This window comes from Xanthomonas bromi (genome assembly GCF_900092025.1).
GTDB classification, from domain to species: Bacteria; Pseudomonadota; Gammaproteobacteria; order Xanthomonadales; family Xanthomonadaceae; genus Xanthomonas; species Xanthomonas bromi.
This window is the reverse complement of the sequence record NZ_FLTX01000023.1, coordinates 58,495-74,303: the sequence shown is the minus strand read 5'-3', so window position 1 is coordinate 74,303 and position 15,809 is coordinate 58,495. Positions and strand designations below refer to the sequence as shown.

The 15,809-nt window shown below is 63.3% G+C and carries 10 protein-coding genes and 2 pseudogenes; 5 read left to right on the top strand and 7 right to left on the bottom strand.

Annotated features, from left to right (window positions below; genetic code table 11):
* Window positions 1-219: 219 nt before the first annotated feature.
* The 6 genes from XBLMG947_RS08025 to dnaA form a co-directional block, all read right to left on the bottom strand.
* Complete coding sequence (locus tag XBLMG947_RS08025; RefSeq protein ID WP_065467547.1) at window positions 220-1,026, bottom strand: M48 family metallopeptidase; 807 nt, start codon at window positions 1,024-1,026, stop codon at window positions 220-222.
* Between the two features lie 188 nt (window positions 1,027-1,214).
* Complete coding sequence (locus XBLMG947_RS08020) at window positions 1,215-2,051, bottom strand: CPBP family intramembrane glutamic endopeptidase (protein ID WP_065467545.1); 837 nt, start codon at window positions 2,049-2,051, stop codon at window positions 1,215-1,217.
* A gap of 67 nt (window positions 2,052-2,118) precedes the next feature.
* Window positions 2,119-4,563: a DNA topoisomerase (ATP-hydrolyzing) subunit B gene (gyrB, locus tag XBLMG947_RS08015; protein ID WP_065467543.1), complete on the bottom strand. Its 2,445-nt coding sequence runs from the start codon at window positions 4,561-4,563 to the stop codon at window positions 2,119-2,121.
* Window positions 4,564-4,676: 113 nt separating this feature from the next.
* The gene (gene recF, locus XBLMG947_RS08010) at window positions 4,677-5,783 is read right to left on the bottom strand and encodes a DNA replication/repair protein RecF (protein WP_065467541.1); all 1,107 of its coding nucleotides are present in this window, start codon (window positions 5,781-5,783) and stop codon (window positions 4,677-4,679) included.
* A gap of 1,083 nt (window positions 5,784-6,866) precedes the next feature.
* On the bottom strand, window positions 6,867-7,967 hold the full coding sequence (gene dnaN / locus XBLMG947_RS08005; protein ID WP_065467539.1) for a DNA polymerase III subunit beta: 1,101 nt from the start codon (window positions 7,965-7,967) through the stop codon (window positions 6,867-6,869).
* A gap of 277 nt (window positions 7,968-8,244) precedes the next feature.
* On the bottom strand, window positions 8,245-9,573 hold the full coding sequence (gene dnaA / locus XBLMG947_RS08000) for a chromosomal replication initiator protein DnaA (RefSeq protein WP_065467537.1): 1,329 nt from the start codon (window positions 9,571-9,573) through the stop codon (window positions 8,245-8,247).
* A gap of 242 nt (window positions 9,574-9,815) precedes the next feature.
* Between dnaA and rpmH the strand changes: the two genes are divergently transcribed.
* The 3 genes from rpmH to yidC are packed head-to-tail and all read left to right on the top strand — an operon-like array spanning window position 9,816 to window position 12,185.
* The gene (rpmH, locus tag XBLMG947_RS07995; protein WP_002805908.1) at window positions 9,816-9,956 is read left to right on the top strand and encodes a 50S ribosomal protein L34; all 141 of its coding nucleotides are present in this window, start codon (window positions 9,816-9,818) and stop codon (window positions 9,954-9,956) included.
* Window positions 9,957-9,994: 38 nt separating this feature from the next.
* Complete coding sequence (gene rnpA, locus XBLMG947_RS07990; RefSeq protein ID WP_083992957.1) at window positions 9,995-10,432, top strand: ribonuclease P protein component; 438 nt, start codon at window positions 9,995-9,997, stop codon at window positions 10,430-10,432.
* Window positions 10,433-10,457: 25 nt separating this feature from the next.
* Window positions 10,458-12,185, top strand: coding sequence for a membrane protein insertase YidC (gene yidC, locus XBLMG947_RS07985; protein WP_065467532.1), 1,728 nt, complete (start codon window positions 10,458-10,460; stop codon window positions 12,183-12,185).
* On the opposite strand, the pseudogene XBLMG947_RS23585 reads toward yidC, so the two are convergent.
* Window positions 12,163-12,783: pseudogene (locus XBLMG947_RS23585) on the bottom strand (hypothetical protein). The gene yidC and the pseudogene XBLMG947_RS23585 sit on opposite strands and share 23 nt — an antisense overlap.
* A gap of 132 nt (window positions 12,784-12,915) precedes the next feature.
* Here XBLMG947_RS23585 and XBLMG947_RS07980 point away from each other — a divergent pair.
* Together XBLMG947_RS07980 and mnmE are read left to right on the top strand one after the other, a co-directional pair.
* Window positions 12,916-14,238, top strand: a pseudogene (locus XBLMG947_RS07980) (caspase family protein); the annotation flags it as partial.
* 162 nt (window positions 14,239-14,400) lie between these two features.
* Entirely contained in the window at window positions 14,401-15,741 is a 1,341-nt protein-coding gene (mnmE, locus tag XBLMG947_RS07975) for a tRNA uridine-5-carboxymethylaminomethyl(34) synthesis GTPase MnmE (protein WP_065467526.1), read from the top strand.
* Window positions 15,742-15,809: the final 68 nt, after the last annotated feature.

Genomic DNA, 15,809 nt, shown 5'->3' with positions numbered 1-15,809 from the left:
GGAAAATCTGAGCCGGCAAACTTAGCAGAAAGTCTCAGTTCCCGAAAACGGTTTCCATGTTGTGGTGCGGCAAGCGGGAACGTGGAACGAAAATCTTAGCGCAGCTAACAGCCACTCACCGGTCGCGGCACCTGCGCCCGCAGTGTAATGCGGCAGTCGTTGAATCCAGGTCAGTGCCCGCATGGATTGGCGGAAGCCAGGCAGATCCTGTTAGTGGTTCTAGCCACACCGCGGCACGCGCCCGGCCTGCTTGGCCTGCTGGTACACCGGCTCGAGCTGACCAACGTCGGCCTGCAGTTCGCGGATGCGGTTGGCAGGGTCGGGGTGGGTCGATAACCACTGCGGTTGGCGATTGCCGCTGGCGGCCATCATGTTCTGCCACAGCGTCACTGCCTGGGCCGGATCGAACCCGGCCTGGGCCATCAGACGTTGGCCGACCACATCGGCTTCGCTTTCCTGGGTGCGCGAACCAGGCAGCAGGAACACTGTTTGGGCGGTCATACCGCCCACCTGATTGACCGCGCTGGCCGCCCCGTCGCCATAGGCGGCGCCGGCGAGCGCGCCGATGATGCCCAGGCCCGTCTGTGCGCCGAGCTGACGGGTGATGCGCTCTTCGTGGTGGCGCGAAATGACATGGCCGATCTCGTGTCCGAGCACGGCGGCGAGCTGGTCCTGGCTTTTGGCGACGGTGAAGATACCGGTGTTCACGCCGACCTTGCCGCCGGGCAGGGCGAACGCATTGGCTTCGTCATCCACGAACAGCGCGGTTTCCCATTGGGTTTCGCGCCATTGCGGCGGCAACTGCCCAACCAGCGCGTTGACCACGCACTGCACGTAGGCGTTCTGCTTGCCGTCGGTACTGACTTTTTCCTTGGCCTTGGTCTGCGCGAAGGACTGCGCACCCAACTGGTCCAATTGCTGTTGCGATACGCCACCTACCACCTGTCGGCGGCCGGTTGGCGAAGTTGTGGTGGCACACGCCGTCAGTGCAAGGACGGCAACAACGATCAACAGCCTGACTTTCATGCGATCTCCCTAGGACTCTGGAGGCATTTTGGCAGGCCCGGCTTAACGTTTCGTCAAACGGCCCCATGCGGCCGACAAAGGGCGGGTATCCGGTGGCGATCGGGCTTTAAAGAGTGCGGATCGATTCGGTCGTCAGGTACCGTCTCGCGCTGCTGCGGCAGGGCAGTCGCGTCTAGCCGCCATTCGGCTCAGCCAAGCCCGAAGAAGTACAACGCCACCAGCGCGGTGGCGTTATTGATGCCATGCGCGGCGATCGGTGCCCAGAGCGTGCCGGTACGCCAATACAGCCACGCGAACGCTGCGCCCATGCTGCCGTACACCAGCCACAGCTGGGCGATAGCCGCTGGGCCATTGCCGCTGATGCCGGGGACCTCGTGCACCAGGGCGAAAATCGCACCGCTCAGCACGATGCCCAGCCATGGGCGACCCGCATTGAGCAGGCGCCCGAACAGCACGCGCCGGAACAGCAGTTCTTCGTAGGCCGGCGCGATGACCACCGCAAACAGCGTCAATGCCAACGGCCATTGCTGGAGCGCTTCTTCCATCAACGGCAGGTTGGTCGGCACCGGTTTGATGCCCAACGCCGAGGCCGCCGCGCTGACCAGATTGCTGAGCAGGAACACGGCGGCGGCAATCAGGGCCGTCCAGCCCCAGGTGGACGCACGGCGCGCGGCAGCCCGCGAGGCGGTCTGTTCGGCAGCGGTGGCGCGGCGACGCCAGTAGTACAACAGCAGCGCCGGTGTGGCCGTGCTGACCAGCGCAGTCAGTAGCTGCACCAGCACGCCGGGTTGGCCGATGGCGGCCATGATCTCGGTCGACGACGGCGTCAGGCCCTGTGCCTTGGCCGCCTGCACCTGGCTGAAGGCACGCACCGCGCCCCACAACGCGAAGCCGGCCACGCTCAAGCTCAGCAACAGGCCGGCGGCGATGAGCACATCGACCCAAAACCCCACGAGTACGGGTAGCAGCGGCGCCTTGCCGGCAACCGTGCGTGGTGCCGGGGGCGGTGGAAGATCTGTGCGCATCGTCGTCCTGCGAACACCGCACGGACCGGCACGCCGCGGTTGCGACGTGCCGGTCGGCGCTGGCGGCTCAGATATCCAGGTTGGACACCTTCAGCGCGTTGTCCTCGATGAAGTCGCGGCGTGGTTCGACCACATCGCCCATCAGGGTGCTGAAGATCTGGTCGGCGGCCACCGCGTCCTCGATCCGCACCTGCAACAGGCGACGGGTGTCGGGGTTGACCGTGGTTTCCCACAGCTGCTCGGCGTTCATTTCGCCCAGGCCCTTGAAACGCTGCACCTGGCGGCCCTTCTTGGCTTCGTCCAGCAACCAGGCGTGCGCCTGCGCGAAGCTGGTGATCGGGTGGCTCTTGTTGCCGCGCACGATCTGCGCGCCTTCGCGCACCAGGTCATGCAGGGCCAGCGACACCTCGCGCAGCGGACGCAGTTCGCCGCTGTCGAACGCGCCCATCGGCAGCACCTGGGTGAACTCTTCGCCCATGTGACGGCGGATGGCCACCAGCGTGGCGGGCACGTTCTCGGTGCCCGGATCGAAGCGCAGCTGGTAGCGCGCGGTCCCCAGGGTGCCGCGATTGAGCACGGCCTGCAGGGCATCCAGGGTCGGGTGCTGGTCGCCTTCGGCCTGCAGTTTTTGCGCGTCCAGCGGCGGCAGGTCGATCAGTGCGGTGAGCAGGGCCGGGTCGTAGCGGTGGGCGTTGCGGGCGATCGCTTCGTTGGCGCTGGTAAACAGCATCAGCAGTTTTTCCAGCGCTTCGCCGGTGATCGGCGGCTCGTCGGTCGCCGGGATCAGCGCCGCGCCTTCGACCGCATTGCTGGCCAGATAGGCGTTGAGCGCCGCATCGTCTTTCAGATACAGCTCGCTCTTGCCCTGCTTGAGCTTGTACAGCGGCGGCAGGCCGATGTAGATGTAGCCGCGCTCGATCAGCTCCGGCATCTGCCGGTAGAAGAACGTCAGCAGCAGGGTGCGGATGTGCGAGCCATCGACGTCGGCGTCGGTCATCAGGATGATGCGGTGGTAGCGCAGCTTGTCCGGGTTGTACTCGTCGCGGCCGATACCGGTGCCCAGCGCGGTGATCAGCGTGCCGACCTGGTCGGACGCCAGCATGCGGTCGAAACGCGCACGCTCGACGTTGAGGATCTTGCCGCGCAACGGCAGCACCGCCTGATTCTTGCGGTTGCGGCCCTGCTTGGCCGAGCCACCTGCCGAGTCACCCTCGACGATAAACAGTTCCGACAGCGCCGGGTCTTTTTCCTGGCAGTCGGCCAGCTTGCCCGGCAGGCCGGCGATGTCCAGCGCGCCCTTGCGGCGGGTCAGATCGCGCGCCTTGCGGGCGGCCTCGCGCGCGCGCGCGGCATCGACGATCTTGCCGGTGATGGCCTTGGCTTCGTTCGGATTCTCCTGCAGGAACTCCTGCAGGCGCGCACCGAAGGCGTTTTCCACCGCCGGGCGCACATCCGAACTGACCAGCTTTTCCTTGGTCTGCGAGGAAAAGCTGGGGTCGGGCACCTTCACCGACAGTACCGCGATCATGCCTTCGCGCATGTCGTCGCCGGTCAGCGCGACCTTGGCCTGCTTGGCGATGCCGTTCTGTTCGATGTAGCTGCTGAGCACACGCGTCAGCGCCGCACGGAAGCCGGCCAGATGCGTGCCGCCATCCTTCTGCGGGATGTTGTTGGTGAAGCAGTACATGGTTTCCTGGTAGGCGTCGGTCCATTGCAGGGCCACGTCCACCACGATGCCGTTGTGTTCGCCGGTCACCGAGATCACGTTCGGGTGCAGCGGCGATTTCAGCTGGGCCAGATGCTCCACGAAGCTGCGGATGCCGCCTTCGTAGTGGAAATCGTCGCGACGGCCTTCGCCGCGCTCGTCGATCAGCGCGATCTTGACCCCGGAATTGAGGAACGACAGCTCGCGCAGGCGCCGCGCCAGGATGTCGTAATGGAACTCGACATCGCTGAAAATGGCCACGGCCGGCTTGAAGCGCAACGTGGTGCCGCGCTTGGTCGAGGCTTCGAGTTGCTTGAGCGGGTACTGCGGCTCGCCCAGCGCGTATTCCTGCTGGTAGTGGAAGCCGTCGCGCCAGATGTCCAGCCACAGGTGCTCGGACAGCGCGTTGACCACCGACACGCCCACGCCGTGCAGGCCGCCGGATACTTTGTAGCTGTTGTCGTCGAACTTGCCGCCGGCATGCAGCACGGTGAGGATCACCTCGGCTGCCGAGACGCCTTCTTCCTTGTGGATGTCGACCGGCACACCGCGCCCGTTGTCGGACACCGCCACCGAGCCATCGACCAGGATTTTCACCACGATGTCGTCGGCATGTCCGGCCAAAGCTTCGTCGACCGAGTTATCGACGACTTCGAACACCATGTGATGCAGGCCGGTGCCGTCGTGGACGTCGCCGATGTACATGCCGGGGCGCTTGCGGACGGCTTCCAGGCCGCGCAGCACGGTGATCTTGCTGGAGTCGTAAGTGCCGTTGGGTGTTGGCGGGGTGTTTTGTTCGTCGGTCATGCGCGTGCCGTTAACTCCACAACACGGGCTTAGGCGGCAGGAGCCGCATCGCACCGTGGGAAAAGGGGGATAGCGCGCAAATTATACCAGTCGGCCCACCCCGGCCGTTGCGCTCAGTCCGAGGAGGCTTGCAGCGCGACCTCGCCGTGTTCCACGTGGAACCGGTGCAATAGCGCCCCGGCGTCTGCGAGTCCAGGTGGGGTTTCGGTTGCGGTGATCAGCACTTGCGCTGGCGCGGAGACAAGCCGCCGCAAGACGCGCGCCTGGTGGTGCCGATCCAGCTCCGACCCCAGATCATCCAACGCGATCACCGGCCATTCGCCGCGCTCAAGCGCAAAGTCTTCGGCCTGCGCAAGTAAGCAGGCGAGGGCCGTAAGCTTGGCCTGGCCGCGAGACAGTGCGTCTTTGCCAGGAAGCACGTCGAAGCTGGGCACCCAGTCCGCGCGGTGCGGGCCTTGTGAGGTGTAGCCATTTTGGCGGTCGCGCTCGCGGGCCAACAAAAGTGCGTCTGCAAGCGAGATCTCGTGGCGCTTCCAGCCTGGGGCGAACGTCAGTGCCGACAAGCCGAGCGATGGCGCGATCGTGTTTGCCACCGGGATCAGCCGATCCTGTAGACGCTCCAGGTAGCGCATGCGCCGGGACGTCAAGGTTTCGCCTGCTTCGGCTAGTTCATGATCCCAGGCATCCAGCATGCGTGGCTGCGCCCCTTGCTTCAATAGCGCATTGCGCTGCTTGAGCGCCCGCGCGTAGCGTCGCCACAGCGCCAGGAAATCGGGTTCCACGTGGAACAGCCCCCAATCCAGGAAGCGCCGGCGCGGCTCGCCACTTCCACTGATCAACACATGGCTGCCGGGCTCGAAGGTCACCACGGCCAGCGCCGCACATAACGTGCCCAGCTGTGCCACGTCCTCGCCGTCCAGACGACCCGTCCATTCCTGCCCGCTATGACGCAAGCCAGCTCGACGTGTCCGTTCGCCTGCAGCACCGCCGCCTTCCTTCCATTCCACGAAGACTTCAAGGTCGTTCGCGCCTTGCTGGATCAGGCCGTCCCTGACCCTGGCACGGAAGCTGCGGCCGTATGCCATCAGGTGCAAGGCCTCAAGCACGCTGGTCTTACCCGCGCCGTTGTCGCCGGTCAGCAGATTCAATGCACGGGCGGGATGCAGCTCCACGGTTTGGAACCGACGAAGCCGATGAATGGACAACCGCACTACATGCATCGATCGGTGTGCTCTGGGATGTAATCCGGCGTGCCGGTCGAATCGAAGGATACGTGATCGGCACGCAACCCGTGCAGGGACGCGCATAGGTGGGCGAGAGATAAGCAGGGGATAACGTGTGGATAAAAGCAAGGTCGTCAGGCCGCTTTGGCCTTATCCACAACTTATAGAGCTGCAAACAGGGTGATAAGCACAGGGTTTCAACCCCATAAAAAGCTTTAAAAACAACGCTTTGATATGGTTTTAAGCGAAATCTGCCCCTACCACCACCACTAAGCTCTTAAATTATTTCTAGATTTAAAAGCAAAGGGCGATGTGCATAAGTCAAAAAAGGGCGTCAATGGGCCATACACTTTGGTCAGGGAACCCAGCGGAACGCAGACAGGAGTGAACCAGCTTGTGCGCTGAACTCGTTCAGACAGGTTAAGTGCACGCTAGTTTTCAAGTCAGTTTGTTTTGCCGGGGGATCGGGCCCCGGATGATTTCGCGCTACGTTGGTATCCTGAGACAAGGCATGCCTTGTTTGATAACGGCGTGAGAGGACTGGAAACTCGAACCGGCCCCGCTGAGATTGACTTGCGTGTTGCGATCTTCTTGTCGGTTCATGCCAGCCCCACGTCACTTGGGACCAGCGCACACCACGGCTGTCGTGTCTCTGCCAGTAGATCGCGTGGATCACGGCGGGCTTCACGACGGCCTCATTGATGACCTTGGCAGGCCCTGAGCACTTTCAGGCAGCCCGACGAAGCCGAGGCTACGTACCTGGACAGCATCGCAGACCACTTTGACAGAGGTTGGGTCCTCTCATCGCTGCTTGTGGAGGCGCTGCGCGAAAGCAAAACCGCCCACAGCGAATGTCAGCATCTGGTCCATGCAACACCGTCGTGCTGAACGTGGCCCTTGCTTCAATGACTGTTTTTTGCCTTGTTTGCTGGAAGTCTTCGCAGCGCTGTAGCCAATCATGCGCGATGGCCGGCACAGGCGGTTGAGTCAACGAAGCCAGGCACAGCAAAGGCGCCCGGACATCCCAGATAAAAAGCCCGGCATTCGCCGGGCTTCTCGTGTTCCACGTGGAACGAAGCGTCAGAGACGCAGCGGCATCACCACGTGACGCGACTTCTCGCTGCTTGCCTCACGCACCAGTGCGGACGAATTCGCATCGCGCAGCTGGATCACCACGTGCTCATCGCGCAACGCCGACAGCGCGTCGAGCAGATAGTTGACGTTGAAGCCGATCGCCAAATCGTCGACCTTGGTGTCCGCCTCGATCTCTTCCTGCGCTTCTTCCTGCTCAGGGTTATGCGCGCTGATCTTCAACTGACCCGGAGATACTTCCACACGCACGCCTCGGTACTTTTCATTGGACAGAATGGCGGCACGCTGCAGCGATGCACGCAGGGCTTCACGATCCACCTTGACCTCACGGTCAGCACCGATCGGAATCACCGCCTCGTAGTCCGGGAAGCGGCCGTCGATCAGCTTCGAGGTAAAGGTCACATCACCGCGCTTGACACGGATATGGCTGCGACCCACTTCCAGCTCCACCTCACGATCAGCCCCCTCCAGCAAGCGTTGCAGCTCAGTCACGCCCTTGCGAGGCACGATGATCTGACGCTTGGCGCCGCCTGCCTTTTCCAATTCCATCTCGCACAGCGCCAAACGGTGACCGTCGGTAGCCACGCAGCGCAGCAAGCCATCGCGCAGGTCGAACAACAGGCCGTTAAGGTAATAACGGACGTCCTGCTGCGCCATCGCAAATGCAGTGCGCTCAATCAGCTCTTTCAGACCGGCTTCGGGCACCGCCACGCGTTCGGTCGCCTCCACTTCGTCCACGGACGGGAAGTCGTTGGCCGGCAGTGTCGCCAACGTGAAGCGGCTACGTCCCGCCTGCACCGTGACCTTGTCCCCAGTCTGCGAAATGGTCACGCGGCTACCGTCGGGGAGGGCACGCAGGATGTCGAACAGCTTGCGGGCAGGAATCGTGGTTTCGCCGTCCTGCGCATCCTCCACCATCGTGCGCGAGATCATTTCAACTTCCAGGTCTGTGCCCGTCAACGACACCTGTCCGTCCTTGACCTGCACCAGCAGATTGGCCAGCACAGGCAGGGTTTGACGGCGTTCGACCACATTGACCACCTGGGCCAACGGTTTGAGGAAGGCTTCGCGCTGCAGTGTAAAACGCATGTGGTTCCGTGCCCCTATGCTTTAAAAGATATGGAATAAATCAAAAGCTTGGTGGTGATGGTAGGGCCGTTTTCAGCGGATAACCACCGTAACTACTTGTTTCCAAAGACAATTCAGCGCCTGAAAGTCGTTGGATTAGCGCGCCTGGCCTTGCGGTAAAACCTGTGGATAGTTTTCTGCTCGAACCACGGCGCAACGTTATCCACAGATTCTCCCGCATTTGACCCCAACGTTTCCATGCATTTCTTCCATGCATGCCGTCAGCAAGGCGGCCGACTCACTCGCTGAGCTTGCGAATCAGCTTTTCCCAGTCCTCGCGCAGCTTGCCGTCGGCTTCCATCAGCGTGCGGATCTGCCGGCAGGCATGCAGCACGGTGGTGTGGTCACGACCGGCAAACGCATCGCCAATCTCGGGCAGGCTGTGTTCGGTCAATTCCTTGGCCAACGCCATCGCGACCTGGCGCGGACGCGCCAGCGACCGGGTGCGGCGCTTGGAGAGCAGATCCTTCATCTGCAGGCCGTAGTAGTCCGCCACGGTCTTCTGGATGTTGGGGATGCCGATCGCCTGCTGCTGGGCGCGCAGCAGGTCGCGCAGCGTCTCCTGGGCGAATTCCACGGTGATCGAGCGCCCGGTGAAGTTGGCGCGAGCCACCAGCGTGTTGAGCGCACCTTCCAGATCGCGCACGTTCGAGCGCATCTTCTTGGCGATTAAAAACGCCACGTCGTCGGGAATGTCGGCGCCGCGCTCGCGCGCCTTGGCCAGCACGATCGCCGCGCGGGTTTCGAAATCCGGCGGGTCGATCGCCACCGACAGGCCCCAGGCCAGGCGCGACTTGAGCCGCGGCTCAAGGCCCTCGACTTCGCGCGGGTAGCGGTCGCAGGTCAGGATGATCTGCTGGCGGCCGTCGAACAGCGCGTTGAAGGTGTGGAAGAACTCTTCCTGCGTGCGGTCCTTGCCGGCGAAAAACTGGATATCGTCGATCAACAGCGCGTCGATCTGCTGGAACTGGCGCTTGAACTGGTCCATCGCCTTGTCCTGCAACGCCCGGATCATCGCGCTGAAGAACTGCTCCGAGCGCAGGTACATGACCTTGGCGGCCGGATTGGCCTGACGCAGCGCGTTACCGGCAGCAAACATCAGGTGAGTCTTGCCCAGGCCGGTGCTGCCGTACAGCAGCAGCGGGTTGTGCGCGCGGTCGCCGGGCTTCTGCGCAGCCTGGATGGCGGCGGCCAGCCCGAGCTGGTTGCTGCGACCTTCGACGAAATTGGCGAAGGTGTAGTGCGAATCCAGGTTGCCGGCGAACGGCACGATCGGCGCGGCGACCGGCGCACTGGGCGCAGCCATCGGTGCCGGAGCAGGTTCCGGTGCACGCGGACGTGACCCCACCGCCAACGCGACCTCGCCATTGGCTGCAAAGTATGTCAGCAGCTCGCGGATGCGTGGCAGGTAACGTTCGCGGACCTGGTCGACGATGAAGGCATTCGGGGCATACAGCACGATGCTGTCGCCGCGGTCTTCGGCTTGCAGGGGTTTCAACCAAGTGTGGACATCTTCGGGCGGGAATTCGGCTTCGAGACGTTCCAGACAGCGGGGCCAAGCATCCATCAAAGTGTGATCATCTGTTGCTGGCTGCGGCGCGCAGCAAGGCGCCGTGCACGCAGCCCGGTAGTGAAAAGAGGATGGACCAGACTAGCACTGGGGGCAGGGTTTTCCCAGAGTTATTCACAGGTCCATCCACAGGCGGCGGTCATCATCACCTGCGGTAAAGCCTGCGGGGTGTTGACCCTGGCTGTCGCGGGCCTATAGAATTGCCGGTTCTATTCGTCTCCATTCATGCAGAGGGCCCCATGGCCACCAAGCGTACTTTCCAACCCAGCAACCTCAAGCGAGCACGCGACCATGGCTTCCGGGCACGTATGGCAACCGCCGACGGTCGCAAGATCCTGGCTCGCCGCCGCGCCAAGGGCCGCAAGCGCCTGAGCGCTTGATTGCCGCGCCGCTCCCTGCGGCCGAGGCAGCCTTTACAGTGAACGCATCGAACCCGTGCAGGCGATTTCCTCGCTCTGCGCGGGTTCGTACGCGTGCGCAATATACAGTCGTTTTCGATAACGCACGTCGCACCTCGGATCCGCTGCTGAGCCTGCACTGGCGCTCTGGCGATACGCCGCCGCGTCTGGGCATGGCGGTGTCGCGCAAGGTCGATCCGCGCGCGGTCGGCCGTAACCGCATCAAGCGTGTGTTGCGCGATGCCATGCGGCATCTATTGCCCGAGTTGGCCGGTGGCGATTACGTCATCGTGGTGCGCTCGGCAGCGGCAAAAGCGACCAATCCACAGATCCGCGACGCCTTCCTGCGTCTGCTGCGCCGTGCCGGCGCATTGCCCCTACCTGCTGCGCCCGGCACAATGCCGCCCGCCAGGACGATGCACCCATCCTCCCTTTCCCCGACAGAGCCGGAACTGTAGTTCCGACTGAGCGAGTTGCTGCCCGATGAACCAGACCCGTGTTTTCCTGATTTTTGCCTGGCTGATGGTCGCGGCGCTGCTGTGGATGGAGTGGGGCAAGGAAAAGGCCGCAGCCAATGCGCCCGTGGCGGCTGCAACGCAGTCGGTCCCGACGGCACGTGATCTGGATGCGGCAACACCGAGCGCCGCCAACGTGCCCGCTGCCCAGGCCGTTCCGCAGGCCGGCGTGCCGGGTGCGGTTCCGGCGACCAGCAGCACCACTGCGACACCGGCAGCGGCCGGTGCCGCGCCGGTGGTCACCCTGACCTCGGACGTGTTGCGCCTGAAGCTGGATGGCCGCAGCGTGCTCGACGCCGAACTGCTGCAGTTCCCGCAGACCAAGGACGGCACGGCGCCGGTCAGCTTGCTGACCGAAGATCCGGTGCACCCGTACAACGCCACCAGCGGCTGGGCCAGCGACAATCATTCGCCAGTACCGGGCGTGGGCGGCTTCCGTGCCGAACAGCCGGGCACCAGCTTCGAACTGGCCAAGGGCCAGAACACCCTGGTGGTGCCGTTTATCTGGAATGGCCCCAACGGCGTGTCGATCCGACGTACCTTCACCCTGGAGCGCGGCCGCTATGCGATCTCGATCAAGGATGAAGTGATCAACAAGAGCGACGCCGCATGGAACGGCTATGTATTCCGCAAGCTGAGCCGGGTGCCGACCATCCTCAGCCGCGGCATGACCAACCCGGATTCCTTCAGCTTCAACGGGGCGACGTGGTACAGCCCGCAGGAAGGCTACGAGCGCCGTGCGTTCAAGGACTATATGGACGACGGTGGCCTGAATCGCCAGATCACCGGTGGTTGGGTGGCGCTGCTGCAGCATCACTTTTTCACCGCGTGGATTCCGCAGAAGGATCAGGCCTCGCTGTATGTGCTGGCCCAGGACGGCCCGCGTGATGTCGTCGAGCTGCGCGGCCCGGCCTTCACGGTGGCGCCGAATCAAAGCGCGACCACCGAAGCGCGCCTGTGGGTGGGCCCGAAGCTGGTCAGCCTGATCGCCAAGGAAGACGTGAAGGGCTTGGACCGTGTGGTCGATTACAGCCGCTTTTCGATCATGGCCATCATCGGCCAGGGCCTGTTTTGGGTGCTGAGCCATCTGCACAGCTTCCTGCACAACTGGGGCTGGGCCATCATCGGCCTGGTGTTGCTGCTGCGCCTGGCGCTGTATCCGCTGTCGGCCGCCCAGTACAAATCCGGTGCCAAGATGCGCCGCTTCCAGCCGCGCCTGGCGCAGCTGAAGGAGCGCTACGGCGACGATCGCGTCAAGTACCAGCAAGCGACGATGGAGCTGTTCAAGAAAGAAAAGATCAACCCGATGGGCGGATGCCTGCCGCTGCTGATCCAGATGCCGATCTTCTTCGCGCTGTACTGGGTGCTGGTGGAGTCGGTGGAACTGCGTCAGGCGCCGTGGCTGGGCTGGATCCAGGATCTGACCGCACGCGACCCGTACTTCATCCTGCCGATTTTGAACATTTCGATCATGTGGGCGACGCAGAAGCTGACCCCGACTCCGGGCATGGATCCGATGCAGGCCAAGATGATGCAATTCATGCCGCTGGTGTTCGGCGTCATGATGGCCTTCATGCCGGCCGGTCTGGTGCTGTACTGGGTCGTCAACGGCGGTCTGGGTTTGTTGATCCAGTGGTGGATGATCCGCCAGCACGGCGAGAAGCCGAGCAAGATCATCCAGGCCAACGCCAAGTAAGTTCAAGAAGGCCCGCCGCAAGGCGGGCTTTCTGCATGTCAGCCCGCAGCTGTTGCCTGTTGTCTTCCTCGCCAAGTACGCCGTCGTGACCGCACCGCCGTTGCACCGCCTTGTTGCTGCGCGCAAGTTGCATGGGAGTGCTGGCGCTGGCCGGTTGCGGCAAGCATGGCGCGGGCGATGTCGCATCTGCTGCGAACCCCTCTGCTGCAACCACTGCAAGCACGCAGACAGACAAGACCGGCGACGCTGCGCGTGCAGTGATCGTGCAACTGCGCGAACAACTGGACCGGCACCGTCGCATCACCGTGCTGCTGGCCGATGAGGACACACAGACCCCACGCGACGCGCTACCTCCAGCAGCGTGGGGCAGCAGCTGTTCCATGAACATCTCGAACAGCGCGAACGCATCGCGGCGTCGTTCGACACGGTCCTGGCGTCCAGGGAGGCAAGCCGATTCGCGACCATTGCCGCAGTGCTGGACGCGGTGGAATCGACGCCGGATCTGTACGATGCCGACCGCCTCGCATTTCGCGAGGTGTTGCGCGATCTGCATCCACGCATCGGCCGCGACTCTGCATTGCCGGCAGTGAACTTGCATCAGCGCATCGGCGAGGATCTGGAGGCGCTGGACGAGATCGAGCGCAGCTGCAACACCGAGCTGACGCAGATCTTCAGCCGCTTCGATCGCAGCCGCGCCATCGTGCCCAAGCGCGAGAAATGGGACGACTACGTGGCGCGCGCCCCCAGCGCTGTGGCCGATGCGACGGTGACGACCGGGTATGCCAAATCATGGGTGATCGTGATCGATATCGACGTTTACGCACATTGGCACAAGCTCGAATATGCGGCCAACGATGCGCAGGCGATTGCCAGTATCTTGACCGGGCCGCTGGGGTTTCCGTCCTCGCAGGTGATCGTGCAGAAGAACGGCGAAGCCACGCGCAATTATAGTCTCGCTACCTTCCATGACCGGCTTGGCGAGGGACGTGCGCAGACCAGCGACCGCGTGTTCGTCTTCTTCGCCGGGCACGGCGCCACGCGTCGACTCGCCTCCGGCCGCGACCTGGGCTACATCATTCCGGTCGATTCGGATCCGGAGCATCTGGCCAGCGATGCCATCGCGATGAGCGACCTGCAGAACATCGCCGAAAGCCTGCAGGCCAAGCACGTGTTGTTCGTGATGGATGCCTGTTACAGCGGCTTGGGAGTGACGCGCGGCGGGCCGACGTCAAGCGCCTATCTGCGCGAAAACGCACGGCGTATCACGCGCCAGGTGCTGAATTACCGGTGGCGCCGATCAACAGGTGGCCGACAGCGGGCCGAACGGGCAGTCGGTGTTCACCTGGGTGCTGTTGCAGGCGCTGACCGGCAAGTACGATCTCAATGGCGATGGCTTGATCACCGGCACCGAGCTGGCCGCGTATGTGGCGCCTGCGGTGTCGGCGCAGACACCGGCGTTCGGCAGCCTGCCGGGGTCGCAAGGTGGCGAATTCGTCTTTACAGATCCCCAGCGGCGAAGAATTTCTCACTGCCGATACCGCACAGTTGTCGGCCGATGCGATTGCGCTCAACGGGCGGGTGGATGCCGCGCGGCCTGCCGCAGCCACGACCGGTGCAGCGGCGGCGGTCACGGTTATGACCTTGCAAGGTGGCGAGGCCACGCTGGTCTTACCCACCGCAGTGAAGAGCAGCGATCGCCAACATGCGCAACTGGCCAACGAGCGTGGTCTGCAGTTGTACAAGGAAAAACGCTACGCCGATGCGGCCGAGCAATTTGCCGACGCACTGAAGCTGCGCCCGGATTTCGCACTGGCGGCCAATAAGCTGGGCTTTGTGTATTACCGTCAGGGGCGCTTGGCCGAATCGGCGCGCTGGCTGGAAAATACCTTGAAGATCGACCCATCGCGCGCAGTGGCTTATCTCAACCTTGGGGATGCGTACGCAAAAGCCGGCGATTCGCGACAAGGCGCGCAAGGCCTATTCGACATCTCTGGAATTGCAGCCACAAGGTAGTGGTGCGGCGCAGGCGCGCGCGCAACTGCAATCGCTGTGAGTCGATGTGGCTGACAACCACGTTGGATGCGGGAGCCGGCACAACGCGATTGTCCGAACGGGTAGGTGATCCCCCCACACCTGCGAACAAGTATGGCCGCGCGGGTGGCTGCGCTGGTTAAAATCCACGTTTTTCTCCTCACTCCACGTTAGAGCAGTGCCTATGTCGTCTTCCAGCTCCACCATCGTTGCCATCGCCAGTGCTGCCGGAATCGGTGGCGTGGGTATCGTGCGCTTGTCCGGGCCGCAGTCGGTGCAGATCGCAGCGCACTTAGGCATCACGCGTCTGCAGCCGCGGCATGCGCACTACGCGCGCTTTCGCGATGCGCAGGGCGCGGTGATCGATGATGGCATTGCGCTCTGGTTCAACGCACCGCACAGCTTTACCGGCGAAGACGTTGTCGAGCTGCAAGGCCATGGCAGCCCGGTGTTGTTGCGGCAACTGGTTGCCCGTTGCATCGAATTGGGTGCGCGTCAGGCACGTGCCGGCGAATTCAGCGAGCGTGCGTTTCTCAACGGCAAACTCGATCTTGCGCAGGCCGAAGCCATCGCCGATTTGATCGCAGCCGGCGATCTGCGTGCTGCACGTGCCGCGCGGCGTGCCTTGGACGGTGTGTTTTCGCGGCGTGTCGATGCGGTGGCCGACAACCTGACCCGCTTGCGTATCCATGTGGAAGCGGCCATCGACTTTGCCGATGAGCCGCTCGATACGCTGGGCGGTACCCAGGTACGCGACGGCCTGACCGAAGCTCGCAAGTTGCTCGCACAGTTGCTGCGCGATGCCGAACGCGGGCGCAAGTTGCGCGACGGCCTGCATGCGGTGTTGATCGGCCCGCCCAACGCCGGCAAGAGTTCGTTGCTCAATGCGCTGGCCGGTAGCGATCGGGCGATCGTCACCGACGTGGCCGGCACCACCCGCGACACCTTGCACGAAGCCATCCAGCTCGACGGCTTCGAGTTGACCCTGGTCGATACCGCCGGCCTGCGCGATGGCGGCGATGCGATCGAACGCGAAGGCATGCGTCGCGCGCGCGCCGAACTGGAGCGCGCCGATCTGGCGCTGGTGGTGCTGGATGCACGCGACCCGCAGGTGGCACGCGAGGCGATCGGTGATGCCATCGATGCCGTGCCGCGTCAGCTGTGGATCCATAACAAGTGCGATTTGCTCACCGACGCCGCGCCACTGGATGCCAATGCGATCGCAGTCTCGGCCGTGACCGGACAAGGACTTGAGGCATTGCATATCCGCCTGCGTGAGCTTGCGCTCGGCGATGGCGTGGAAAGCGTGGATGGCGAATTCTCTGCGCGCACGCGGCACGTCGAGGCGTTGCGTCGCGCCGAACGGCATGTGGATGCCGCCGATCTGGAACTGGGGTTCGAACAACTCGAACTGGCCGCCGAAGAACTGCGCCTGGCACACGAAGCGCTCGGCGAGATCACCGGAAAAATCAGCGCCGATGACTTGCTTGGCAAGATCTTTTCGAGCTTTTGTATCGGGAAGTGATGCGGTGGTACCCAGCGCGATGATGCGCGCTGGGGTCGTTAGAACCAGCCCGTGATCCACGCGCACCC

Excerpts from the sequence above, each read along its gene's own strand:
- recF (WP_065467541.1), bottom strand. The coding sequence starts at position 5,783 with ATGCATGTAGTGCGGTTGTCCATTCATCGGCTTCGTCGGTTCCAAACC.
- rpmH (WP_002805908.1), top strand. The coding sequence starts at position 9,816 with ATGGCCACCAAGCGTACTTTCCAACCCAGCAACCTCAAGCGAGCACGC.
- dnaN (WP_065467539.1), bottom strand. The coding sequence starts at position 7,967 with ATGCGTTTTACACTGCAGCGCGAAGCCTTCCTCAAACCGTTGGCCCAG.
- yidC (WP_065467532.1), top strand. The coding sequence starts at position 10,458 with ATGAACCAGACCCGTGTTTTCCTGATTTTTGCCTGGCTGATGGTCGCG.
- dnaA (WP_065467537.1), bottom strand. The coding sequence starts at position 9,573 with ATGGATGCTTGGCCCCGCTGTCTGGAACGTCTCGAAGCCGAATTCCCG.
- XBLMG947_RS08025 (WP_065467547.1), bottom strand. The coding sequence starts at position 1,026 with ATGAAAGTCAGGCTGTTGATCGTTGTTGCCGTCCTTGCACTGACGGCG.
- XBLMG947_RS08020 (WP_065467545.1), bottom strand. The coding sequence starts at position 2,051 with ATGCGCACAGATCTTCCACCGCCCCCGGCACCACGCACGGTTGCCGGC.
- mnmE (WP_065467526.1), top strand. The coding sequence starts at position 14,401 with ATGTCGTCTTCCAGCTCCACCATCGTTGCCATCGCCAGTGCTGCCGGA.
- gyrB (WP_065467543.1), bottom strand. The coding sequence starts at position 4,563 with ATGACCGACGAACAAAACACCCCGCCAACACCCAACGGCACTTACGAC.